This window comes from Pandoraea sp. B-6 (genome assembly GCF_000282835.1).
GTDB lineage: Bacteria > Pseudomonadota > Gammaproteobacteria > Burkholderiales > Burkholderiaceae > Pandoraea > Pandoraea cepalis.
Window position 1 is genome coordinate 118,189 of the sequence record NZ_KB290516.1, and the last position, 22,634, is coordinate 140,822.

Sequence of the window (22,634 nt, forward strand, 5' to 3'; positions counted from 1 at the left end):
TATTGCGCTTCAGGGCGGTGGTCGGCGCACTACGTGGCCGCCCGCGACGTGATCACATGCTTGAGGCCGGCTGCCCCGACCGGTGCCTCGGCAAGCCACGGAATCAATGCGGTGCGCTGCGCCAGATTGTCCGCCACGCGGCGCACGAACGGCACCTCGCAAGTCCCTCGCTGACATAGCATCGGATCGGTCGTGCCGCTCGCCAGCAACGACTGGTTGATGACCCACGCGTATGGCGATATCCCGGCGCGCGCGAGGTCGGCGCGCAGGCGCTCCGCTTCGTGAACCGGCGTCGCTTCCGGCAACGTGACGATGAGGATTCGGCTGTAGTCCGGGTCGCGCAGGCGCGGCAGCAACTGACGGACCGACTCCGGCATGTCACCCTGTGTACGCATCACTTCGCGGTGATAGGCCTCGGCTGCATCGAGCAGCAGGATGGTGTGCCCGGTGGGCGCGGTGTCCAGAACCACAAAGCCGGATTTGCCTTGATCGACGGTACGCGCGAAGGCCCTGAAGATGGCGATCTCTTCGGTGCAGGGCGAGCGCAGATCTTCTTCGAGCATCGCCCGGCCGCCCGCGTCGAGATGCGATGCCGCTTTGCCCAGCACTTCCTCGGTGTACTGCTGCACTTCGCGCGCCGGGTCGATGCGGGTGACGCTCAGCCGAGGCACGACGCCATCGACGGTGGCGGCTACATGCGAGGCCGGGTCGGTGGTTGAGAGGATCACGTCGTGTCCACGGCCCGCCAGCGCGACGGCGATAGCTGCCGCTACGGTAGTCTTGCCCACGCCGCCTTTTCCCATCGTCATGATTACGCCGTGGCCCGTGTTTGCCAGCTCGTCGACGAGTCTCCCCAAGCCCGGCGGCAAGGCGGTTTCGGGCATCCGGCGCTCGGTCGGCATGCGCACGCGCTCGGGATGCGCCATGTCGCGCAGTGCGTCCAGGCCGACCGTGCCGCGCGGCAGAAACGGAGTGCGCGTCTGCGGCAAGCCAGCCAGTTCTCGCGGCATGTCGGCCAGCGCCTGCTGCGCACGCTGCGCCATGGCGGTCGCGATGGCGTCGTCACGCCGGTCCGTGGCAAAGAGCCCATTGATGGCCAGCACCTGGTTGTCAATGCCGAGTTCGGCCAGTTCGTGCCGCGTGCGATTCGCTTCGCGCAGCGCCGCGACTTCCGGGCGACTTACCAGAACGACGGTGGTCTGCGCTGCGTTCGAGAGGCGTTCGACAGTCGCCGCGTACAGCGCCTTCTGCTTCTCTAGCCCGGCCAGTGGCCCGAGGCACGAGGCGCCCCCAGTCGACGACGAGATGAACTCGTTCCACGCCGACGGCAACGTCAACAAACGCAGCGTGTGGCCCGTCGGGGCGGTATCGAAAATCACGTGATCGAAATCGACCGTTGCCGCCGGATCGCCGAGCAGTTTGGAGAATTCGTCGAAGGCCGCTATCTCGACTGTGCAGGCCCCGGAAAATTGCTCCTCCATGTTGCGGATCGCCGCGGCAGGCAAGACGCCGCGATACGGCCCGACCATGCGTTCCCGGTAGGCCTGCGCGGCGGCTTCGGGATCGATATTCAACGCAAACAGGCCCGCGGCGCCGGGCACTGCCGTCGGCAACTGACTCAGGCCGACGCCAAGTACCTCGTCGAGATTGGAGGCCGGATCCGTGCTGACGATGAGCACCCGCTTGCCGGCATCCGCTAGGGCGAGCCCCGTGGCACAGGAAAGCGATGTCTTGCCGACGCCGCCTTTTCCGGTGAAGAACAGATATCGGGTCTGCGATTCAGGAAGGGACATGAGCGCCCCCTAGCAGCAGCCCGAACCCGGCGTGCAGCAGTTGCCGGCCTTGATGTGCGGCTTTTCCGCCGCAGTCAGCGCAATGCTGAGTTTCTGCGCGAGTTGCTGGCGGGACGGATACATGCCCGTCGATACGATGTGGCCGTCGATCACGAGGATCGGCAGCCGTTCCATACCGGCTTCCATTTCCTTGACCACCGCCGCGTTGGCGGCGAACGCTTGCGGCGCCTGGCCGAGGTTGTAGCGGGCCACGGTGACGCCGTGCGCGCCGACCCACTTCAGGTCGGCTGCGAATTGCGCCAGCACGGGGTCCACGTCCACACCGCAAACGCCTGTCGAGCAACACATGGCGGGATCATACACTTCGAGTTTCTTCATGGCAGGCACCTTGGAGCCATCGGGATTCAGCGGTTTCCACAAGCACGGGTGCGTCTGCGGGCAGAGATGAGTGAATTCGGGCAGAGCGCGGATCGCTTCGGGAATGTGGTTTCGCTCGATGCGAATGAACCCGCGCCGTGCAAAGAATGTGTGGGCGGATTCGTCGTTCGGAATAAGATACAGCGCGCGCAGCGATCGCGTTTGCGCTAGCGCAATAGAAGCGTCGATAAGGCGACTACCGAGACCGGACGCGCGCAGCCGCGGGTGAACAGCGACCGAACGCAGCAGGGCCGCCATGCCGGCCTGTTCCAGTCCCGCCACCCCGACAATCCCGGCGTCGCGCACGGCGACGTGGAAGCCGTCGAGGCTTTGCGTCGTGAGGTCGCTGGCGGGTAGCCCGCAGGTGTCCAGCAACGCGCGGATGGCATCGAAGTCGGTGGCGGCTGCCGGGCGAATTTCGTCATCACGTGTGCTCATGCCGATGCTCCTCTACGGTCGTTGCCGGGACATCACGGACATGTCTGTCGGAGGGTGATGCATCGCGCCCGGATCGTGTCCAGCTATCGCATCGTGCCCATAATCCCACAACTGGGGCATCGAACCCGTCGTGCCGCGCGGCGACGAGGCGCACCTTCCGCAGCGAATTTGCCCCAGCGCTCCCGGCAATAGCCCCGGGCGTCGGCGCTCGGGTTCGACAGGGCATCCAGCGCAAACGGGTTGATACGGCCGCTTGGCGCGCTGCCGGCGCCATACGTGTCTTGACATACGTCAAGAAGGCCACGACTGCCTCTGCCATCATAGAAGGCCGTCAACGCGGAAACAGAACCGCACGGGTGCCCAGGGATCCGGACGCGCCTGTAGTGTCATCTGAACCTGAAGAAAGGCGGGACGGTCCTTAACACCCTCGTACCAGGACTGCATTGGCCGGCATCATCTTCCGTATTACCTGATTCCGCGTCATTCCTTTGAGGAGCAAGGTCATGAGCAACGTTGAAGTGGTCCTATGCAGCCCTGTGCGTACGGCGATCGGCACCTACGCCGGGACACTCAAGGACGTGCCAGCGCCGACGCTTGGCGCTGCCGTTATCCGCGAAAGCCTCGGGCGCGCTGGATTGGCCGCCGACAAGGTCCATTCGCTGGTCATGGGCAATGTGATTCAGGCCGGCGTAAAAATGAATCCGGCGCGGCAGGCGGGCATCGGCGGGGGATTGCCGGTCGACGTTCCGGCGCTTACGGTCAACCGCGTCTGTGGGTCGGGAGCGCAGGCCATCGTCAGTGCGGCCACCGAAATCTGGGCCGGCATGATCGAGTGCGCGATCGCAGGTGGGATGGAAAACATGGATCGCAGCCCCTATCTGCTACCGCAAGGGCGCTGGGGTGCTCGAATGGGCGACGTGATGTTGTTCGACAGCATGCTGCTCGACGGGCTCAATGACGCCTTCAGCGGTCAGCATTCAGGCTGGCACACTGAGGATCTCGTAGCAAAGTGTGGCATCTCTCGTGAAGACCAGGACCGTTGGGCGCTGCGATCTCAACAGCGCTTCGCACAGGCTCAGGCAGCTGGACGCTTCGATGCTGAAATCGTGCCGTTGGAGGTGCCAGGTCGCAAAGGCCCAACGGTGTTCGACCGCGACGAGCACAATCGGCCGGATACCAGCGCCGAATCGCTTGCCAGGCTCAAGCCGGCCTTTCGCAAGGACGGGACGATTACCGCAGGCAACGCGCCCGGCCTGAACAGCGGCGCGGCTGCGATGGTCGTCGCCGAGCGGGGCTGGGCCGAACGCAATGGCCTGACACCAATGGCCCGGCTGGTCAGTTATGGCGTGGGAGCGGTGGAGCCGGGTTTCTTCGGCCTGGGCCCGATCCCCGCGGTGCGACAGGCTATTGCGCGCGCCGGCTGGTCTATATCGGACGTGGATCGCGTAGAAATCAACGAGGCGTTCGCGGCCATCGCACTGGCGTGTCTGCGCGAGCTGGGCTTTGCGGAAGACGTTGTAAATGTAGAGGGTGGCGCGATTGCTCATGGACATCCGATCGGTGCGAGCGGCGCTGTGCTGACTACGCGACTGTTACATCAGATGCAGCGTGGCGGCGGTCGGCGCGGGATCGTGACGCTTTGCATTGGCGGAGGGCAGGGCATCGCGCTGGCACTCGAACTGCTGTGAACGCTCGTAGCGGTTGCGCCCGCAAGCCATGATTCGTTGAAGCGGTGACCCTGCGAGACAAACTGAAAACATCGCTCCGTAAGCGGAAAGCGGATGCCTTTCTGCGGGCCGACTTCGCGCAAATGGTGAGCGAGGCACAACTTAGCCGCGCGCTGCGGGAGTTGGTTGACGAGGGCACGATCGTCAAATTAGGCGTCGGGGTGTACGCCGAGGCCAAACCTAGTGTCCTGTCCGGCAAACCAATCCTCGTGCGTCCGATCGAAGTCCTGGCACCGCAGGCGCTCAAGCGGCTTGGCGTTAGGACATACCCAAGCGGAATGGTCGCCGCTTACAACGCTGGTGACACCACTCAGTTGCCAACGAGTGCTGTCGTCAATACGGGGAATCGCCGCATCGCCCGCAAGTTGGGGTTTGGTCGGCAATTCATTCAGTATGAGAACGATGTCGGAAGCGCCGATTGAGCGTATCGGCGCGTCGGTCACGGGAAAATATCTCGGCAGCGCCCATCACGCCGAATGTGGATGCTCCGCAATGAACTGCCGTAATGCCGCATCGATTCTCGTCTGCCAACCACTACCCGACGCCTTGAAGTAATCGACAACCTCCGGCGACAGCCGAATGTTGATTCGCTCTTTGGTGACCTCGGCCTTGGGTCGACCGCGAGGCTTGAGCAGTTTCTCGGCAGCTTCCTTGCCAACAATCCCCGGCAATACCTCACGAGCAGGTTGCGCCTTAGCGAAGTCCTTCTTCGTCCATTCCGGATTCTGCGAATCCTGACGCATCTGCTTCTTGATCTTGGCGTCCTCAGCCGGTGTAGGGAGGACGGTTCCGGGCTTAAGTTTCGGCATAGCGTTTCACCTCTCGCGAATTCGCCTTGCGCAAGCTGATGACGTGTATTTTTTCTGCGCGAGGCGTGAAGGCCAATGCGAAAAGCCGGTCACCGATGTACCCGAAGGCCGGGTAGCGTCTTTCGCCATAGTCGACTCGAACATCCTCTTCGATCACCGCGCTGTCCCACTCGAAGTCCTGGGCCATCGTGAACGGCAAACCCCGTTCCTGCCCATTCCGGTCACTTTTCGCCGGGTCGAAACTGATATCCATGAGCATTTATTGTGCGCACAAAAATTCTCGCCCATCAACTATTTTTTGTGGCGACAATAAATGGGGGAGTTTCCCGATGGCGCGCCGCCAATTCCCTCCAGATCCTGCCCCGCAAAGCTCTACGCGTTCTTTGACGACCCGCCAGCTGATCAAACCAATCAACACCCGCCAGTATTTGGATTGGCGTGTCCGGAGCACTGTGGTCGCCTTGCGCGCTGCCGGAAAGGCGATCAAAGGCACCGAAGGGCAGGTGCGGGCAAACCGGGAGAAGGCCTTGTTCTCGCATATCTGGAACAAGGCCCGAGAATGGGGCTGCACAGATCAGCCTAACCCGTGCGCGGGCATCAGGGGATATCGGGAGCGTCCGCGAGACGTGTACATCGAGGACGACGAGTATCGCGTCATCCATGAGCACGCTAGTCAGCCGTTACGTGATGCCATGGACGTGGCCTATCTGACCGGTCAGCGCCCCTCCGATGTTCTCAAAATGAGTGAGCGCGATTTATCGGATGGCTGCCTGGTAACCCACAGGGAAAAACGAAAGCGAAGCTCCGTATTCGTGTGGCCGGGCGGCTTAAGGCAACCCTTGATCGGATTTCCAAACAGAAAATCGGCCATAACCCACGTAGCTTTTTCCTGGTGGTGAACGAGCGTGGTCGACGGGTTGGCCTCAAGGCGATCCAATCGATGTTTGTGGCGGCTCGTCTTGCGGCAGGGTTGCCCGATCCGAAGAAGCATCAATTCCGCGATCTGCGAGCAAAAGCGGGTACGGACAAAGCCGAGGACGTTGGTGACATACGCGCCGCGCAGAAGCAACTCGGGCATACAAGCGTCACGACGACCGAGCGCTATATGCGGAACCGTCGGGGCGCTAAGATTGAGCCGACGCGATGATTCTTGGTTCCAACGCCTGATATCGACCCTCAACCGCCGCTCAGACTCGCACCACGGCAACGACCGCTTCCACCGTGCAACCGCCGCTCGGTCCGTCGAGGGTGATTCAGTCAACACTACGAGGCCGCTTGAGGGCTAATCGTAGACGACACGCAATTCTCGCATCAGAGCACCGTGGGTCGCATCAATGAGCCCCTTCGGGAAGGGGATATAGACAAGACCCTGAATGTTCGACGGAATACTCACACCCTCCTCGTGCAGCAGCACAACGCGCGCAAGACCGTACTTTCCTTGAAAATATCCGATCTCGTGCATGACGTTCTCACGTGCGCGCACCTCGCCGCTTTCATCCTTATCGTCGCCGGTCATGACGATGACTGCCGAATCGCACTGGTCGGCTGCATTCTCCAGCTTCGCGAGAACGGTCAACCCCTTGTTCGGCTCCTGCGCGAGTTCAAGCGTCGCAATTTTGAGGTCGCGCTCAATGAACGCCTGCACCGTGTACCAGTCTTTTGCCCGCCCGTGGCTAATGAACACCTTGCGCGACGCTGCAGCGACCGGCGCGGCCAGTTCGCTGTTCGCCCGAATTTCGATTGCTTGATCTACGTGCCGGGCAAGGCGTTCCAACTGTGCACGGTAGTAGTAGTTTGGAACTTGACTTCCGTCGGCTGCCGGGCCCATGCGGCACTCAGGCTCTTCGTTTGCGCTCGGGAAATCGCCATATAGTCCCGGTAGTGCTTCGCGTAGCTCTTCAATAGCATTCGCTGCCCCGAGGAAGTATGGTTCCACATCCTTCGGCGAGTACTGCCTGATTGGTATCCTGGTCGCCTCTTTCTCAAGCAGCTTGTCGATAACCTTCTTGAGCCCTGCGAGTTTCGCCATTGTTGTCGCTATCGACGCCACAATTCCTCCCTTCTGGTTTGCCCTGAGTCCGAGGCGTGCTACCCGAGTGAAGTGGAGAGCGTAACACGCCACTGGCAGTGGGGTTCGAGACTAGCGGGACCGGAATATGATCGCGAAAAGTAGGAGCGCCCTGATGGGCGGTGTCGCCGGCCGAGCTGGCTGTTTCGAGTGCGAAGCTGACGCGCGAATGTCCGGTTGCGCGGGCGGACGAATGGCGTTGTCTGGCCGAAAACGGTCACGCGCGAGGGGCAGTTTTCGACCCGAAGCGGTCGGCCGCCGCTCTGGCATGAACGTCGGTTGGGGTCCCACTAGCCGACAGATGAACAGATTTGCCCTCAGTTTTGCACCATATCCTGCGCTACGCGCAACGATCTCTCGAAACTGGAGGCGCGATCGGCTGAGCACGGTCTCAGGAAGAGGTCAAACTGCTCCACACTGCGGAGCAGGGATCGCGCAGTTCGTCGGCTACCGTTGGGGGGGAGCCTTGCCAGCTACAGCGACTGAGCGGTCTTCGCGCAGACTCCCTGTACCTGAAACTAGCGAGCTGAGGGTGGAATTGTGGCGGGAGCGAGGTCGAGTTCTCTCGCGTAAGCGTCCAGATGCTCTCCTACGTCGGCCTTCAACATCTCGACGAACCGTTTGATTTTTGCGTCGACGAACTGTCGAGATGGGTAAACCGCATAGACGTTGCGCACCTGTGTGTGATAACCGGGCAGTACGCGAACGAGCGCGCCGCTGCGCAGGTCATCCATCGCAGAGAACGCCGCGAGGAGGCCGATACCCGCGCCATCTCGAAGGGCTTGTGACATCGAATCCATATCGTTAACGCTGAAGTGTGGGCCGGTTGGGCGGAAGGTAGCGTCGCCAGCGGCGCTCTGGAGATGCCACTCGTCGGGCGCATAGTCGACTGTCCCGAGCAGAACGCAGTGATGGTCGATAAGGTCTTCCGGACACGTCGGTGCCGGATGGGCTGACAGATACTCGGGTGATGCTGCGAGGATGCAATGGCTGGGGCCTATGTTCTGGCTGACGTAGGCCGAGTCGGGTAGCGTTCGTGTAATAACAATACCGACGTCAAGTTGCTCTTCGAGCAGATTCGGCATGCGCTGGGACAGCAGGAGGTCGACCGAGACCTCTGGATACGAGTTGCGGTACGCCATGACGGCGCGAGTCACCAGATTGCGCCCAAGTCCGGGCACCGAGTGGACGCGCAACGTGCCGCGCGGCTCCAGCAGAGCGTCCCGCGCCTCGGCCTCCGCATGCTCCACGTCGGTCAGGATGGCGACGCACCGGTTGTAGAACCGCCGTCCCGCATCGGTGATGACTAGACGGCGCGTCGAGCGCTGTATGAGCCGGGTGTCCAGCGACTCCTCGAGTACCGAAACCGCGCGCGAAATGTTCCCTACTGTCGTGTCCAGATGGTTCGCGACCGCAGTGAAGCTCCCCATTTCAACGACTTTTGCAAAAACCGACATGTTATATAGCTTGTCCATCCCACCTGTCCCATTCGTCTGATTTCACTGAATCCGCGCCCCGCGCTGCACGGGCATACGGCCATCATAGGCGAGCGACGCCTTGCGTGTCGGTAAGCGTAACCGGTCGGAGCGCGCGGATTTTCCCTCTCACGGAAAGAATCATTCTTTCTGCCCTGGCTAAAACCGGCTGGGCTTCACGCCTAGACTGGGTTCCGCAGACAGACATTTACTGAAAGCCGCAAGCCAAGACCGCTTCCTCCAGTTTCACTGGGCCTGGCAATGTCAGGGTGAATTCATTTATCGGTCTGGACATTAATCATTATTGATTCGAATTACTAACCATATTGAGGTTGTGAAAATGAACGCCCACTACGACTCCCTCTATCTTTTCATCAACGGAGAGTGGATTGCTGCCAGTGAACGCGATACTGCCCCGGTCGTCAATCCCGCCACGCTGCGGGAACTGGGCCGCGTGCCGCTTGCAACGGCAGCTGACCTCGACCTGGCGTTGCGTACGGCAGAGCGCGCGTTCGACGTATGGCGCAATACGGTGCCGACGGAGCGCGCACGTATTCTTAAAGGCGGTGCGGACCTGATTCGCGAGCGCGCCGCTCACATTGCCGAACTGCTGACGCTTGAAGAGGGCAAGCCGCTTGCCGAAAGCCAAGACGAAGTGCTGCGTGCAGCCGAATACTTCGAATGGTTCGCGGAAGAAGCGCGTCGTATCGACGGTCGCGTTGTGCCGTCGAACCGTCCTCGCGTGCAGCAACTGGTTAAGAAGCAGGCCATCGGACCGGTCGCCGCCTTTACGCCGTGGAATTTCCCGGCTATCACGCCTGCCCGGAAGCTCTCGGCGGCGCTGGCCGCTGGCTGTAGCGTCATCATCAAGCCGGGCGAGGAAAGCCCCGCGACGGCGCTCGCCCTCGCCCGCGCACTCGACGACGCAGGCTTGCCCAAGGGCGTGCTGCAGGTGGTCTTCGGCGTTCCCGACGAGGTGTCGAAGACGCTGATTGCGTCGCCGATCATCCGCAAGGTGACGTTCACGGGCTCCGCTCCCATCGGCCGACTGCTTGCCGCGCGGGCCGCCGAAGGCGTGAAGCCGATTACGCTGGAACTTGGCGGTCACGGCCCCGTGCTCGTCTTCAAGGACGCAGACGTCGAACGGGCCGCCGTCGAAGGCGCGGCGAACCGCTTTCGCGGCACCGGCCAGGTCTGCATCTCGTCAACGCGCTTCCTGATTCAGCGCGAGGTCTACGAGGAGTTTGTTGGCCATTTCGTATCCGCTACCCAGGCGCTCAAGGTGGGCGACGGCATGCAGCCCGGCACGCAGGTTGGTCCGCTCGCTAATCCGCGCCAGATTGCCAAGATGGAAGAACTCGTCGCCGATGCCGTAGCGCGCGGCGCGAAAGTACTCGCCGGCGGCAAGCGCATCGCGGGCGATGGCTACTTCTTCGAACCGACCGTGCTTGCCGACGTACCGATGGACGCTCGCGTGATGCACGAGGAGCCGTTCGGTCCGATTGCGGTGCTGATGCGTTTCGACCAGCTGGAAGACGGCCTCGCCGAAGCGAACCGCCTGCCGTACGGCCTTTCGGCCTACGCGTTCACGAACAACGCACGCACCGCCCTCGACGTGGGCGACGGGCTGGAAGCCGGGATGATTGGCATTAACCAGTACCGCATCGTCTCCACTGAGCTTCCGTTCGGCGGGCTCAAGGAAAGCGGAATCGGCTCCGAAGGTGGCGCCGAAGGCATCGAGTTCTATCTCACCAACAAGTTCATCAGCCAAATCTGAGGAGCGCCACATCATGTCAAAAGCCAATTTCGACAGCCCGCGTGAAGCCGCGCGGGCATTCACGCCGAAGCTCGCCGCACTCGTCGATGACGTGCTGTTTCCGCAGGTCTGGGCCGACCCGGCGCTTTCGCCGCGAGACAGAAGCCTCGTGACCGTCGCCGCCCTGATTGTTGGCGGCCACCACGACGAGCTTCCCGCGCATCTGCGCCGTGCTGTGAGCAATGGCGTCACGCGGGAAGAACTCGCAGCAACCATTACCCACCTCGCGTTCTACGCAGGATTTCCGGCCGCTATCTCGGCTTCCGCCGCCGCGCAATCGACGCTTGGCGATGTACAGGCATAACAGGACACGCAATCATGAAAGCCATCACCTTCAACGAATTCGGCGATGCCGATGTGCTCAAACTCGCCGACGTTCCCGACCCGGAACTGCGCCCCGACGACCTTTTGGTCCGTGTACATGCAGCAGGCGTGAACCGCGCTGACGTCACGCATCGACGCGGCGGATACGGACGGCCGAACTTCGGCGACTCGACCATCATGGGGCTGGAAATCGCGGGCGAGGTGCTGGAGGTCGGCGCGTCGGTCGAAGGCTATAAGGTTGGCGACCGCGTGATGGGGGTGGTCGGTGGCGGCGCGTACGCTGAAATTGCTCGCATCGACTGGCGCATGGCGATGCCGATTCCTGAGCAGCTCGACTACGTGCACGCGGCTGCCATCCCTGAAGTATTCGTCACGGCGCATGAAGCGATGATGCATCTCGGACGGCTTCAGCAGGGCGATTCTGTGCTCATTCATGCGGCGGCGGGCGGCGTTGGTTCCGCCGCGATCCAGCTCGCATACGCGACCGGAGCGACTGTATTTGCGACCGCCGAGGCGACGAAGCTCGAACGTGTTGTTCAACTGGGCGCCGACCATGTCATCGACTACCGCACGCAGGATTTTGCAGCTGTCGTCGCCCAGAAGACTGGTGGGCGGGGCGTCGATGTTGTGATTGATTTCGTCGGGGAGCCATATTTCGCACGAAATATCGCTTCCCTCGCGCACGGGGGGCGTCTTGTGCAAGTTGGGATTCTGGGTGGCGGCGGCCAGGTGAGTGTCGACCTGGAGACTATTCTTTACCACCACATCCAGATTATCGGCACGGTCATGAAGTCACGCGCCCAGGCTGAAAAGCACGCGATGGTCCGGCGTTTCGGTGAACGTTGGCTCAGCCGCTTCTCTGGTGGCCACCGCCTTGAGCCCGTTGTCGACAGTACGTTTCCTCTGGCGCGCGCGGCCGACGCCCATCGCCGCATGGAATCGGCGGGGAATGTGGGGAAAATTATCCTGACGACGAGTTAAGCGGCGGCGACAGGCTGTCGGATACGCTCCGACCTGGATGGCTGAAACTGGTTGAGTTTCGGCCACCTATCGCTGCCGATTGAGTGTCCCATCCTGGCCGAAAGCCGCCACCAATTGGACCAAACCCCACTCGCCGGAGCCTTAGCCAAGCGGCGCGTCACACGGTGCGATTTCCTGCTTTTGCGCAGCACCCTCAGAATTTTTGCGGAGCATCACCCACAAAAGTCAGCAACCACTACCGGGAAAACCAAGGAAAAACTGGCGGAGGCGGTGAGATTCGAACTCACGGAAGGGTTACCCCTTCGCTGGTTTTCAAGACCAGTCCATTAAACCACTCTGGCACGCCTCCGAGGCGTTGCGCACGACCGGGTGTCGTGGCAGGGGAGGTCGTCTGGTGCGACGACTTGGGATGCGTGCGGTCCGGGAGAATCGGCGTCGGAACCCCGGCGCAGACCGGTACCGCACGGCAGCCGGCATTATACCCGCTCATCCCGCCGTGTGAAGCCTTCATTCCACCCAAATCGCCTCACACCCCGCCCAAACGCTCACGCTTCCCCCGTCCCCCTCTTGTTTTGTGCCCGTCCGGCATGCATCATGCTTGAAGACGTACGGTGAACGCCCCTCGCGTTACCGTGCGAGGCCTGACATGACCGGAGACACTCATGGATGCCGACACCTCCCGCGATTCCGCCCAAGAGACGTCAAATGACGCCAGCGGCGAGCGCGCGACCGACACGCCGACGGCCAACGCCTTCACCTGGCAGATTCCGATCCTGTTCAACATCGGTGTCGACGTTTGCGACAAGTGGGCCGATGGCACCAACCGGCTCGCCCTCATCCACGAAAGCGCCGACGGCTCGCACGTGCGACTCACGTTCGATGTCCTGAAACAACTCTCGAATCAGCTCGCCAACGAATGGCGCGCCCACGGCGTCAAGGCCGGCGACCGCGTCGGCATCTTCCTGCCGCAATCGCCCGCCACCCTCGTTGCCCACGTCGCCGCCTACAAGCTCGGCGCCATCGCCGTCCCGCTCTTCACCCTCTTTGGCCCCGAGGCGCTCGCCTATCGTCTGCAAAACTCCGGCGCCGCCGTGCTCGTGACCGACCTCGCGAGCGTCGCGAAGATCGACGACATTCGCGCCGAATTGCCAGACCTGCGCCTCGTATATGTCGTCCACGACGACCTCCCCGAAGCCCATCATCACGTCGCCGACGACCAGGACTGGGGCGTCGCCGAAGATGGCCTGCTCGCGCTCTGGCCCGCCATTGCATCGCGCGACACCCATTTCGAACCCGTCCAAACCCGCGCCGATGCCCCCGCGCTGATCATCTACACCTCCGGCACCACCGGCAAACCCAAAGGCGCACTGCATGCGCACCGGGTACTGCTCGGCCACTTGCCCGGCGTCGAGACGTCGCACAACGGCTTTCCGCAAGACGGCGACCTGATCTGGACCCCTGCCGACTGGGCCTGGATCGGCGGACTGCTGGACGTTCTGCTCCCCGCGCTGCATCACGGCGTGCCCGTGCTCTCGCGACGCTTCGAGAAGTTCGATCCGGTCGCCGCGTTCGATCTGATGGCCCGCCACGGCGTGCGCAATACCTTCCTGCCGCCCACCGCGCTCAAGATGCTGCGCACCGTCCCGTCGCCGCGCGAACACTGGCCGCTGCAACTTCGTTCCGTCGCCAGCGGTGGCGAGTCACTCGGCCCCGAACTGCTGGCCTGGGGGCGCGAGCACCTCGGTGTCGATATCAATGAGTTCTACGGGCAGACGGAGTGCAATATGGTCGTCTCGTCATGCGCGGCTGAATTTCCGGCGCTGCCCGGCGCTATCGGACGCGCTGTTCGCGGGCATGACGTGACCATCGTCGACGACGACGGCACCCCGCTGCCGGTGGGCGCCGTCGGCAACATCGCGATTGCAAGACCCAACCCGGTCATGTTCCTCGGCTACTGGCATAACCCGGAAGCCACGATGGACAAGTATCGCGGCGACTTCCTGCTCACGGGGGACTCGGGATTCGTCGATGCGCAGGGCTACATCACGTTCACCGGGCGCTCGGACGATGTGATCACCAGCGCCGGATACCGTATCGGCCCCGGGCCCATCGAAGACTGCTTGATCCGACATCCGTCGGTGCAGTTCGCCGCTGTCATCGGTGAGCCGGATGAACTCCGCACGGAGATCGTCAAGGCCTTCGTCGTGCTGCGCGAGGGGTATGAGCCGTCCGCCGCACTGGCCAAGGAAATTCAGGATTTCGTGAAGCACCGTCTGGCAGCCCACGAGTACCCGCGCAAGGTGGTGTTCCTGCCGGAATTGCCGATGACCGTCACCGGCAAGATCATCCGCAAGGCGCTGCGCGAGATGGGCACCGTGCTGGGGTAACGCAGCGGTGCCAGGCCGTCACTTCGCGTCGCGCTCGAGGAACATTCCCTGAAGGTCGTTCAGGAAGCGCTGCCCCAGCTCGGTTGGGGCGATGCGCAGCGGATCGTCGACGAGCAAGCCCTTCTCGACACCGGCCGCCAGCGCCTTGGCAAGCCGTGCCATCGGCAACCCGGTGCGATCGGCGAACAGCTCGCTCTTCACGCCTTCGGTCAGCCGCAAGGCGTTGAGCATGAACTCGAACGGCAAATCACGCACGTCGACCTCGTTTTCCTCCTGCACCGCGTTGCCAGCCGCAGCCGCGTCCATGAAGCGCTGCGGATGCTTGTGGCGGATCTGTCTCAGCACCCGGTGCGGGAACGAAATCTTGCTGTGCGCGCCCGCGCCAATGCCAAGATAGTCGCCAAACTCCCAGTAATTGAGGTTGTGCTTGGCGCGACGGTGTGGCTGTGCATAGGCCGACACCTCGTAATGACCATACCCGGCCAGCGCGGTGCGCTCGGCAATCCAGTCCTGCATGTCGGCGGCCGTGTCGTCGTCGGGCACCGTGGGCGGGTATTTGTGGAACTGTGTGTTCGGCTCCAGCGTGAGGTGATACAGCGACAAGTGCGGCGGCGCGAACGACAACGCCGTCTCCACATCCTGCTGGCACTGCGCCAACGTCTGGTTCGGCAACGCGAACATCAGATCGAGGTTGAAATTGTCGAAATTCGCCTGGGCAATCTCGATGGCATGACGCGCTTCGTCGCCATCGTGAATGCGCCCGAGCGCCTTCAGATGCTCGCTATTGAAGCTCTGAATGCCGATCGACAAACGATTGATGCCGCTTGCGCGGAAGCTGCGGAACTTGTCCGCCTCGAACGTGCCGGGGTTCGCTTCCATGGTGATTTCGGCGTCGGCGTCGAGCGGCAGCAGCGCGCGCAGATCCGAGAGCAGACGGTCCAGACCGGCAGCCGACAACAGGCTCGGCGTGCCGCCCCCGATGAACACTGTGTGCACGGGACGACCCCACACCAGCGGCAACGCCTGCTCCAGATCCTGACGCAATGCATCGAGATAAGCTTGCTCGGGGAACGCTTGCGCGCCCCCGTCGCCACGCCACTCATGCGAGTTGAAGTCGCAATACGGACACTTGCGCACGCACCACGGAAAGTGCACGTACAACGACATCGGCGGCAGCGCCGGCAGACTGATCTTGCCGGGTCGCAGGAAGTTCTGCACGGGCAACTCGGATTGACTCATGCCGTTCACGCCTCCCGGCCCAGCTTTTCCAACAACACGCGCAGCGCGCGCGCCCGATGGCTGTGCGCATTCTTCACAGCGGGATCGAGTTCGGCCGCCGTCTGATTCAACGCGCGGATGAGAAAGTGCGGATCGTAGCCGAAGCCATGCGCGCCGCGCGGCGTGTCGATAATTTCGCCATCCCAGCGGCCTTCGGCAATGATCGGCTGCGGATCTTCGGCGTGACGCACCAGCACGAGCGCGGCGAAGTAGTACGCGTCGCGATAACCGGGGGTGTCGGCGTGCGGCGCGAGTTGCTCGATCAAGTGGCGATTGTTCGCGGCATCCGATTTCTCGCGCCCGGCGCGTGCCGCGTAGCGCGCGGAATACACGCCCGGCGCGCCGCCGAGGATCGGCACGCACAGACCGGAGTCGTCCGCCAGCGCCGGCAGCCCCGTCGCGGCCGACGCATGACGCGCCTTCGCCAGCGCATTCTCGATGAAGGTCACATGAGGCTCGTCGGCTTCGGACACGCCGAGCATCCCCTGCGGTACCAGCTCGATGCCGAGCGGCGCGAACAATGACGCGAACTCGCGCAACTTGCCCGGGTTGTTCGACGCCAGCACGATCTTCTGCATGCCCATCCTCAGACTCCGAGCGCGCGCTTCTGGGCGTCGATCAACTGACGAATGCCGGCGTCCGCCAGATCGAGCAGCACGTTGCTTTGCGCACGGGTGAACGGCGCGCCTTCGGCCGTACCCTGAATTTCCACGAAGCCGCCCTCGCTCGTCATGATGACGTTCATGTCGGTGTCGCACGCGGAATCTTCGACGTAGTTCAGATCGAGCACCGGAGCGCCCTGATACAGCCCGACCGAGACGGCGGCGACGTGCGCGCGAATGGGCGACGTTTCGAGTTTGCCGTCGGCGAGGAGTTTCGAGACCGCGTCGTGGGCAGCGACGAAGGCGCCGGTGATCGAGGCGCAACGCGTGCCGCCGTCGGCCTGGATGACGTCGCAATCGATCTGGATGGTGCGCGGGCCGAAGGCCTCGAGGTCGAACACGGCGCGCAGCGAGCGGCCGATCAGGCGCTGGATCTCCTGTGTGCGTCCACTCTGCTTGCCGCGCGCGGCCTCACGATCGCCGCGGGTGTGCGTGGCGCGCGGCAACATGCCGTACTCGGCCGTGAGCCAACCCTGGCCGGAGTCGCGCAGGAAGCCCGGGACCTTCTCTTCCACGCTGGCGGTGCAGATGACCTTGGTATCGCCGCATTCGATCAGCACCGAACCTTCGGCGTAGCGGGTGTATTGGCGTGTGATGCGCACGGGGCGCAATGCGTCGTGCGCACGGCCGTCCGGGCGGGGAATTTGCGTCATGAGTGAGTGTCCTGCAAGGTGAATGGGTGCGGCAATACCCGAATGGTATCGCTAAACGCCGCAGGCTTGGCGGCGCGGCCCGGCAGCGCGGGCCGATTCGGGAGCACAGTGCTGGAAAGTGCGATAATCGCGTTTCATCCATGCATGCGAATCCGGTTGCTGCATTGCCTCGCGACAATACTGCCGCGCGGCTGTGGTTCCGGTCACCCCGATGAAAGACAATAATATTTTCAGTATGACCGGCTACGCCAGCGTCACGCGCGACATTGCGCATGCCGATGGTGCCGCAGGCGCGAGCGTGTCGGTCGAATTACGTACGGTCAACTCGCGTTTCCTCGATCTGGCATTCCGTATGCCCGAAGAAGCGCGTGCCTGCGAACCGGTACTGCGCGAAGCGCTCACCGGCAAGCTCTCGCGCGGCAAAGTCGACATCCGTATCAACGTGCAGCGCCCCGAGAACGGCACGAACGGTGCCCTCAATCTCGATGCCGTCAAACAGCTCGCCGATCTTGAACGGCAAGTGCTCACGTGCTTCCCGGATGCCGAGCGCATGCGCACCGGTGAGATCCTGCGCTGGCCGGGCGTGCTCGGCGAAGAGTCGGTCACGGCCGACGCGCTGCGCGATGCTGTGATCGACGCCGGACGTGCCGCCATTGGCGACCTCGTCGACGTGCGCAAGCGCGAAGGCGCTCAGCTCAAGGCAAGCCTCATCGAGCGCATCGAGTTCATGGAGAAGATCCTCGTGGGCCTGCAGCCGATGGTGCCGGAGCTGATCGCACGTCATCAACAGAAGATCGTCGATCGTCTTCTGGAAGCGCTGGGTCTTGTGGTGCCGGAAGGTTCCGCCGCGCCGAGCAAGGACGAAATCGCCGAGCGCATTCGTCAGGAAGTCACGATTTACGGTGTGCGCATCGACGTCGCGGAAGAACTTACCCGACTCGACGCCCACCTGAAGGAAACCCGCCATATCCTCGACAAGGGGGGCTTGGTAGGCAAACGGCTGGACTTCATGATGCAGGAGCTCAATCGCGAAGCGAACACGCTCGGCTCAAAGGCCGCCTCGAAGGAACTCGCCGATGCCTCGATGGCGCTCAAGCTATACATCGAGCAGATGCGCGAGCAAGTGCAGAACCTGGAGTAAGCCGCATGTCCGCGTCATCGCCAATCCCGCAAGCTACCCTGCACGCCGAGTATCCCGGCAATCTGTTCATGGTGGTCGCCCCCTCCGGGGCGGGCAAGTCCACGCTCGTCAACGCGCTGCTCGCGCAGGATGCCGACATTTGCCTGTCGATCTCCAGCACCACGCGCGCGCCGCGTCCGAACGAGGAAGAGGGCGTGCATTACCACTTCATTTCGGTCGAGCAGTTCCTGGCAAGCCGGAAGGCCGGCGAGTTCCTGGAAAGCGCCGAAGTGCACGGCAACTATTACGGCACGTCGCGCGTATGGATCGAGGACCAGATGCGTGAAGGTCGTGACGTGTTGCTGGAAATCGACTGGCAAGGCGCACAGCAGGTGCGCAAGCGCTTTTCGAACGCGGTCGGAATCTTCATCCTGCCACCGTCCATCGCGGCGCTCGAGGAGCGCCTGAAGAAGCGTGGGACGGACGAGCCCAATGTCATTGCGCGTCGTCTGTTGGCGGCCGGCGGCGAAATCGCCCACGCGCCCGAAGCGGATTTCATCATCATCAACGACGAATTCCAGCGCGCGCTCGATCAACTGCAATCGGTGTTCACCGCCGTGCGTCTGCGCTTCGCGTCGCAGTATGCGCGGCACCGAACCTTGTTCACCGACCTGGACATTCACGCACCGAACGATCCCTCGTAACACCCTCGCATTCGCCGACCGCGCTGGCGTTTTTCGCGAGCGTGCCGCGGCTGCGATAGAATACGCCTCATATCAAGAAGGAAACTCCTTATGGCCCGAATTACCGTTGAAGATTGCCTGAAACGTATCCCCAATCGCTTTGAGCTGGCGCTCGCCGCGACGTACCGCGCGCGCCAGTTGGCGCAAGGTCACACGCCGAAGCTCGAGAACAACAAAGACAAGCCGACCGTTGTCGCGCTGCGCGAAATCGCGGCGGGTCAGGTGGGTGTCGAGATGCTCAAGAAAGTGCCGCTCTGATCGGGAGACAGCACTGATGCGATGTGACGTTCCGGGCCGCTCGACGATGCAGGTACACGTATGAGTCATGCAAAATCACCGGCCGCGTCCATCGCTGCGGATGAACCCAAAGCGGGGGAGCCGAAGCCCGAGCGTAAAAAGAAAAAGGGCGAAAGCGCCACGCGGCAGTACATTGACGCGCTGCTCGAGCAGTCGTATCGGCACCTCTTCGGTCCGACGGCGACGCCAGAGCAGCCGCGCAAGCATGAGGTCGTCTCGATCGCCCGTCTGAAGGGCATGCTTGGGGAGTACCTCAAGGAGAGCGACCTCGCGCAAATCAAGGAAGCTTTCCAGTTCAGCGACGAAGCCCACCTGGGCCAGTATCGCCAGAGCGGACAACCCTACATTACCCATCCCGTCGCCGTTGCCGAGATCTGTGCCGAGTGGAAGCTCGACGCGCAGTCGATCATGGCCGCCTTGTTGCACGACGTGATGGAAGACCAGGGCGTGACCAAGGCCGAACTCGCCGAGCGATTCGGCCCGAAGGTCGCGGAACTGGTCGATGGTCTGTCGAAACTCGACAAGATGGAGTTCAGCAGCCGCGAAGAGGCGCAAGCCGAGAGTTTCCGCAAGATGCTGCTGGCGATGGCGCGCGACGTTCGTGTCATTCTCGTCAAGCTTGCGGACCGGCTGCACAACATGCGCACGCTGGGCGTCACGTCGACGGAGAAGCAGCGCCGTGTGGCGCGCGAGACGCTCGATATCTACGCGCCCATCGCGCACCGCCTGGGCCTGAACAATACTTACCGCGAGCTGCAGGATCTGAGCTTCGCGAATTACCATCCGCGTCGCTACGCCGTGCTCGACAAGGCCGTGAAGGCCGCGCGCGGCAACCGGCGCGAAGTGGTCGGCAAGATTCTCGACGCCGTCGAGAAGGCGCTCACGGAAGGTGAGGTAAGTGCCGACGTTTTCGGTCGCGAGAAGACGCTATTCAGCATCTACAACAAGATGCAGGAGAAGCAATTGTCGTTCTCGCAGGTGCTCGACGTGTACGGCTTCCGTGTCGTCGTCGAGTCCAATGCGCAGTGCTACCTCGCGCTCGGCGTATTGCACGCGCTCTACAAGCCGGTGCCGGGCAAGTTCAAGGACTACATTGCGATCCCGAAGGTCAACGGCTATCAGTCGCTGCATACGACGCTCGTCGGCCCCTTCGGCACCCCGATCGAATTTCAGATTCGTACGCGCCGCATGCATGAAATTGCGGAAGCGGGCGTAGCCGCTCACTGGCTATACAAGAATGGCGGCGCGGATATGAACGATGTGCAGAAGCACGCGCATCGTTGGCTGCAATCGCTGCTCGACATCCAGAGCGAGACCGGCGATTCGACCGAATTCCTCGAACACGTCAAGATCGACCTGTTCCCCGACGCCGTCTACGTCTTCACGCCGAAGGCGCGCATCATGGCGCTGCCGCGCGGTGCCACGGCGCTCGACTTCGCGTATTCGGTCCACAGCGACCTGGGCAATCAGTGTGTCGCCGTCAAGATCAACAACGAACTGCTGCCGCTGCGCACCGAACTGAAGAACGGCGACATCGTGGAAGTCATCACGGCACCGTATTCGAAGCCGAACCCCGTCTGGCTTGGGTTCGTGCGCACCGGCAAGGCGCGCTCGGCGATTCGCCATTACCTCAAGACGATGCGCTTCGCCGAGTCGGTGCAACTGGGCGAACGGCTGGTGGAGCAAGCGCTCAAGGGCTACGGCCTGACAATGAGCGAAATTTCGCCGGAGACCTGGGACAAGCTCGCGCAGTGGACGGGCAACAAGGATCAAGAGGATATCTTCGCGGACATTGGTCTGGGCCGTCGGGTCGCGGCGGTCATGGCCAAGCGCCTCGCGGTGCTCTCGTCGGGCAAGGAAAGCGAGAACGACACCGACAGCCCGGACGATCCGGACTCCCCGCGTAACGGCGACGAGACGGTCGGGCCGCCGGTGCTCATTACCGGCACGGAAGGCATGTCGGTGCAGTTCTCGGCGTGCTGCCGCCCGATTCCCGGCGACGCGATCATGGGGTATATCGGCATCGGGCTGGGTATGGCGATCCACACGACCGATTGCCCGGTCGCGCGTCGCATTCACCGCAAGGACCGAACCCGCTGGATCGATGTGGCGTGGTCCCCGCAGCCGGGGCGGCTGTTCGACGTGGGCATCAAGGTGCTCGTGCGTCACAATCGCGGCGTGTTTTCGCGAGTGGCGGCCGACATTACCGCCTCGGACGCGAACATCGTGCACATTGGCATGGATGAAGTGGTGCCGGACGAATCGGCAACGCTGCGCTTCCTCATTCAGGTGAGCGACCGCGTGCATCTGGCCAACGTCATGCGCCGCATCCGCGTGAATCCGGATGTGATGCGCGTGGCGCGCGAGCGACCGAGCGAGCGCCATCAGGAAGAGCTGCACGCCAATCACGCCATGCGCATCACGCGCGAACGCGGCGACTACTGACGCCCGGGCCGGTGCCCCCGTCGAACGGGCGCGCGCCGGCACACACCGCCTGGATGGCCTGATTCGCTAGCCGTCCGACGGCGGGTAGTGCACGTCCAGGATCTCGATCTGTTCGAGCCCGGCCGGCGTGCGCAGCGGCACGGTGTCGCCCACTTTCGCTTTGGTGATCGCGCGGGCCATCGGCGAAATCCAGCTCACATATCCCCGGTCGAGATCGACTTCGTCGATGCCGACGATCCTGATCGTGTGCTCGTCGCCCTTGCCGTCGGCATAGGTCACTTGGGCCCCGAAAAACACCTGATCGACGTTCTCCTGACGCCGCGTATCGACCACCTCGGCGTTATCGAGGCGCCGCGTAAGAAAGCGGATACGCCGATCGATCTCGCGCAAGCGCCGCTTGCCGTAGATGTAATCGCCGTTCTCCGAGCGGTCGCCGTTGGACGCCGCCCACGACACGATCTTCACCACCTCGGGGCGTTGATTGTCGATGAGGTCGAGCAATTCGTTCTTCAGACGTTGATAGCCCGTCGGCGTGATGTAGTTCTTGGTGCCCGCGGGAATGTCCGGGGTGCCGGCGTCGAGATCGTCATCGTCGTCGCCACTGTCTTCCTTGACAAAGGCTTTGTTCATAAGTCGATGCACGCGCTGCGCGCGTGTGGGGAGCGTTTCGGGATCCCTGCATTATAGGAGCGATGCGCATCGTCCATGGGCGCAGGCGCGAAAAGCCGCTCGGCAATCATGCACAGGTGTCATGGAGCGGGCCGGCAATGTCCTCTACAATCGGTTCACATTCGCCCCATTGCCCATCCGAACGCAGGAGAGCTGCACCATGACCGATTCCACCAGCCCCTTCCTCGCCGTGCTCAAGCCGCACCTGAGCGACATCGGCGCCTTTACCGTGCAGCGCAGTCTGCCCAGTCTGCCGTTCAAGACGGTCGGGCCGTTCATTTTCTTCGACCACATGGGGCCGGCCACGCTGTCGCCGGGCCAGGGCATGGACGTTCGTCCGCACCCGCACATTGGGCTGGCGACGGTCACGTATCTGTTCGACGGCGAGATCTGGCATCGCGACAGTCTTGGCAGCGATCAGCGCATCACCCCGGGCGCGGTGAACTGGATGACGGCGGGGCGCGGCATCGTTCATTCCGAACGCACGCCGCACGATGTGCGCGAGCGCGGCGGCGACGTTCACGGGATTCAG

Annotated in this window: 23 protein-coding genes and 1 tRNA gene; 13 read left to right on the plus strand and 11 right to left on the minus strand. The window is 62.7% G+C overall.

Going from position 1 to position 22,634, the window contains the following annotated elements; all coding sequences use genetic code 11:
• Positions 1–29 precede the first annotated feature (29 nt).
• Together arsA and arsD are read right to left on the minus strand one after the other, a co-directional pair.
• Positions 30–1,793, minus strand: a complete 1,764-nt coding sequence (gene arsA, locus A985_RS0111120) for an arsenical pump-driving ATPase (RefSeq protein ID WP_017233481.1) — start codon at positions 1,791–1,793, stop codon at positions 30–32.
• 9 nt (positions 1,794–1,802) lie between these two features.
• Positions 1,803–2,648, minus strand: a complete 846-nt coding sequence (gene arsD / locus A985_RS25105) for an arsenite efflux transporter metallochaperone ArsD (RefSeq protein WP_017233482.1) — start codon at positions 2,646–2,648, stop codon at positions 1,803–1,805.
• Between the two features lie 503 nt (positions 2,649–3,151).
• Here arsD and A985_RS0111130 point away from each other — a divergent pair.
• Both A985_RS0111130 and A985_RS0111135 read left to right on the plus strand, forming a co-directional pair.
• Positions 3,152–4,336: an acetyl-CoA C-acetyltransferase gene (locus A985_RS0111130; protein ID WP_017233483.1), complete on the plus strand. Its 1,185-nt coding sequence runs from the start codon at positions 3,152–3,154 to the stop codon at positions 4,334–4,336.
• 44 nt (positions 4,337–4,380) lie between these two features.
• Positions 4,381–4,797 carry a DUF6088 family protein gene (locus A985_RS0111135; RefSeq protein WP_026131855.1) on the plus strand — a complete coding sequence of 139 codons (417 nt, stop codon included), beginning with the start codon at positions 4,381–4,383 and terminating at the stop codon, positions 4,795–4,797.
• 45 nt (positions 4,798–4,842) lie between these two features.
• Here A985_RS0111135 and A985_RS0111140 read toward each other — a convergent pair whose 3' ends face one another.
• Together A985_RS0111140 and A985_RS0111145 are read right to left on the minus strand one after the other, a co-directional pair.
• Positions 4,843–5,184 carry a BrnA antitoxin family protein gene (locus A985_RS0111140; protein WP_157211426.1) on the minus strand — a complete coding sequence of 114 codons (342 nt, stop codon included), beginning with the start codon at positions 5,182–5,184 and terminating at the stop codon, positions 4,843–4,845.
• The gene (locus A985_RS0111145; RefSeq protein ID WP_026131857.1) at positions 5,171–5,437 is read right to left on the minus strand and encodes a BrnT family toxin; all 267 of its coding nucleotides are present in this window, start codon (positions 5,435–5,437) and stop codon (positions 5,171–5,173) included. The genes A985_RS0111140 and A985_RS0111145 overlap by 14 nt, the downstream gene beginning before the upstream one ends.
• Here A985_RS0111145 and A985_RS29175 point away from each other — a divergent pair.
• Complete coding sequence (locus tag A985_RS29175; RefSeq protein WP_232424597.1) at positions 5,436–6,083, plus strand: hypothetical protein; 648 nt, start codon at positions 5,436–5,438, stop codon at positions 6,081–6,083. The two genes, A985_RS0111145 and A985_RS29175, sit on opposite strands and share 2 nt — an antisense overlap.
• Positions 5,999–6,331 carry a tyrosine-type recombinase/integrase gene (locus tag A985_RS29180; protein ID WP_232424596.1) on the plus strand — a complete coding sequence of 111 codons (333 nt, stop codon included), beginning with the start codon at positions 5,999–6,001 and terminating at the stop codon, positions 6,329–6,331. The genes A985_RS29175 and A985_RS29180 overlap by 85 nt, the downstream gene beginning before the upstream one ends.
• A 135-nt stretch (positions 6,332–6,466) precedes the next feature.
• Here A985_RS29180 and A985_RS0111155 read toward each other — a convergent pair whose 3' ends face one another.
• A complete protein-coding gene (locus tag A985_RS0111155; protein WP_083902271.1) occupies positions 6,467–7,213 on the minus strand; it encodes a TIR domain-containing protein in 747 nt (248 codons plus the stop codon).
• A 557-nt stretch (positions 7,214–7,770) separates the two neighbouring features.
• Entirely contained in the window at positions 7,771–8,727 is a 957-nt protein-coding gene (locus tag A985_RS0111160) for a LysR family transcriptional regulator (protein ID WP_017233489.1), read from the minus strand.
• Between the two features lie 340 nt (positions 8,728–9,067).
• On the opposite strand from A985_RS0111160, the gene A985_RS0111165 reads away from it, so the two are divergent.
• Genes A985_RS0111165 through A985_RS0111175 form a run of 3 tightly spaced genes read left to right on the plus strand, consistent with a single transcriptional unit; the run spans position 9,068 to position 11,848 of the window.
• A complete protein-coding gene (locus A985_RS0111165; RefSeq protein ID WP_017233490.1) occupies positions 9,068–10,504 on the plus strand; it encodes an NAD-dependent succinate-semialdehyde dehydrogenase in 1,437 nt (478 codons plus the stop codon).
• A gap of 13 nt (positions 10,505–10,517) precedes the next feature.
• Positions 10,518–10,847: a carboxymuconolactone decarboxylase family protein gene (locus A985_RS0111170; protein WP_017233491.1), complete on the plus strand. Its 330-nt coding sequence runs from the start codon at positions 10,518–10,520 to the stop codon at positions 10,845–10,847.
• 14 nt (positions 10,848–10,861) lie between these two features.
• Complete coding sequence (locus A985_RS0111175) at positions 10,862–11,848, plus strand: NAD(P)H-quinone oxidoreductase (protein ID WP_017233492.1); 987 nt, start codon at positions 10,862–10,864, stop codon at positions 11,846–11,848.
• A gap of 259 nt (positions 11,849–12,107) precedes the next feature.
• Here A985_RS0111175 and A985_RS0111180 read toward each other — a convergent pair.
• Positions 12,108–12,197, minus strand: a tRNA-Ser gene (locus A985_RS0111180).
• Between the two features lie 313 nt (positions 12,198–12,510).
• On the opposite strand from A985_RS0111180, the gene A985_RS0111185 reads away from it, so the two are divergent.
• The gene (locus A985_RS0111185; protein WP_017233493.1) at positions 12,511–14,235 is read left to right on the plus strand and encodes an acyl-CoA synthetase; all 1,725 of its coding nucleotides are present in this window, start codon (positions 12,511–12,513) and stop codon (positions 14,233–14,235) included.
• Positions 14,236–14,253: 18 nt separating this feature from the next.
• On the opposite strand, the gene hemW is transcribed toward A985_RS0111185, so the two are convergent.
• The 3 genes from hemW to rph are packed head-to-tail and all read right to left on the minus strand — an operon-like array spanning position 14,254 to position 16,828.
• On the minus strand, positions 14,254–15,474 hold the full coding sequence (gene hemW / locus A985_RS0111190; RefSeq protein ID WP_039830214.1) for a radical SAM family heme chaperone HemW: 1,221 nt from the start codon (positions 15,472–15,474) through the stop codon (positions 14,254–14,256).
• A gap of 5 nt (positions 15,475–15,479) precedes the next feature.
• A complete protein-coding gene (gene rdgB, locus A985_RS0111195; protein ID WP_017233495.1) occupies positions 15,480–16,097 on the minus strand; it encodes an RdgB/HAM1 family non-canonical purine NTP pyrophosphatase in 618 nt (205 codons plus the stop codon).
• Between the two features lie 2 nt (positions 16,098–16,099).
• Positions 16,100–16,828 carry a ribonuclease PH gene (rph, locus tag A985_RS0111200; protein ID WP_017233496.1) on the minus strand — a complete coding sequence of 243 codons (729 nt, stop codon included), beginning with the start codon at positions 16,826–16,828 and terminating at the stop codon, positions 16,100–16,102.
• Positions 16,829–17,039: 211 nt separating this feature from the next.
• Here rph and A985_RS0111205 point away from each other — a divergent pair, with 211 nt between their 5' ends.
• The 4 genes from A985_RS0111205 (at position 17,040) to A985_RS0111220 (ending at position 21,433) form a co-directional block, all read left to right on the plus strand.
• Positions 17,040–17,969 carry a YicC/YloC family endoribonuclease gene (locus A985_RS0111205; RefSeq protein ID WP_039830184.1) on the plus strand — a complete coding sequence of 310 codons (930 nt, stop codon included), beginning with the start codon at positions 17,040–17,042 and terminating at the stop codon, positions 17,967–17,969.
• 5 nt (positions 17,970–17,974) lie between these two features.
• Complete coding sequence (gene gmk, locus A985_RS0111210) at positions 17,975–18,652, plus strand: guanylate kinase (RefSeq protein WP_017233498.1); 678 nt, start codon at positions 17,975–17,977, stop codon at positions 18,650–18,652.
• 90 nt (positions 18,653–18,742) lie between these two features.
• Positions 18,743–18,949 (plus strand): DNA-directed RNA polymerase subunit omega, encoded by a 207-nt coding sequence (rpoZ, locus tag A985_RS0111215; protein WP_017233499.1) that lies wholly within the window; start codon positions 18,743–18,745, stop codon positions 18,947–18,949.
• A gap of 60 nt (positions 18,950–19,009) precedes the next feature.
• Positions 19,010–21,433, plus strand: coding sequence for a bifunctional (p)ppGpp synthetase/guanosine-3',5'-bis(diphosphate) 3'-pyrophosphohydrolase (locus A985_RS0111220; RefSeq protein ID WP_017233500.1), 2,424 nt, complete (start codon positions 19,010–19,012; stop codon positions 21,431–21,433).
• A 66-nt stretch (positions 21,434–21,499) separates the two neighbouring features.
• On the opposite strand, the gene greB is transcribed toward A985_RS0111220, so the two are convergent.
• The gene (greB, locus tag A985_RS0111225; RefSeq protein ID WP_017233501.1) at positions 21,500–22,063 is read right to left on the minus strand and encodes a transcription elongation factor GreB; all 564 of its coding nucleotides are present in this window, start codon (positions 22,061–22,063) and stop codon (positions 21,500–21,502) included.
• 199 nt (positions 22,064–22,262) lie between these two features.
• Here greB and A985_RS29185 point away from each other — a divergent pair.
• Positions 22,263–22,634, plus strand: a 372-nt coding sequence (locus A985_RS29185; RefSeq protein ID WP_039830186.1) for a pirin family protein, incomplete at its 3' end; no start/stop codon positions are given.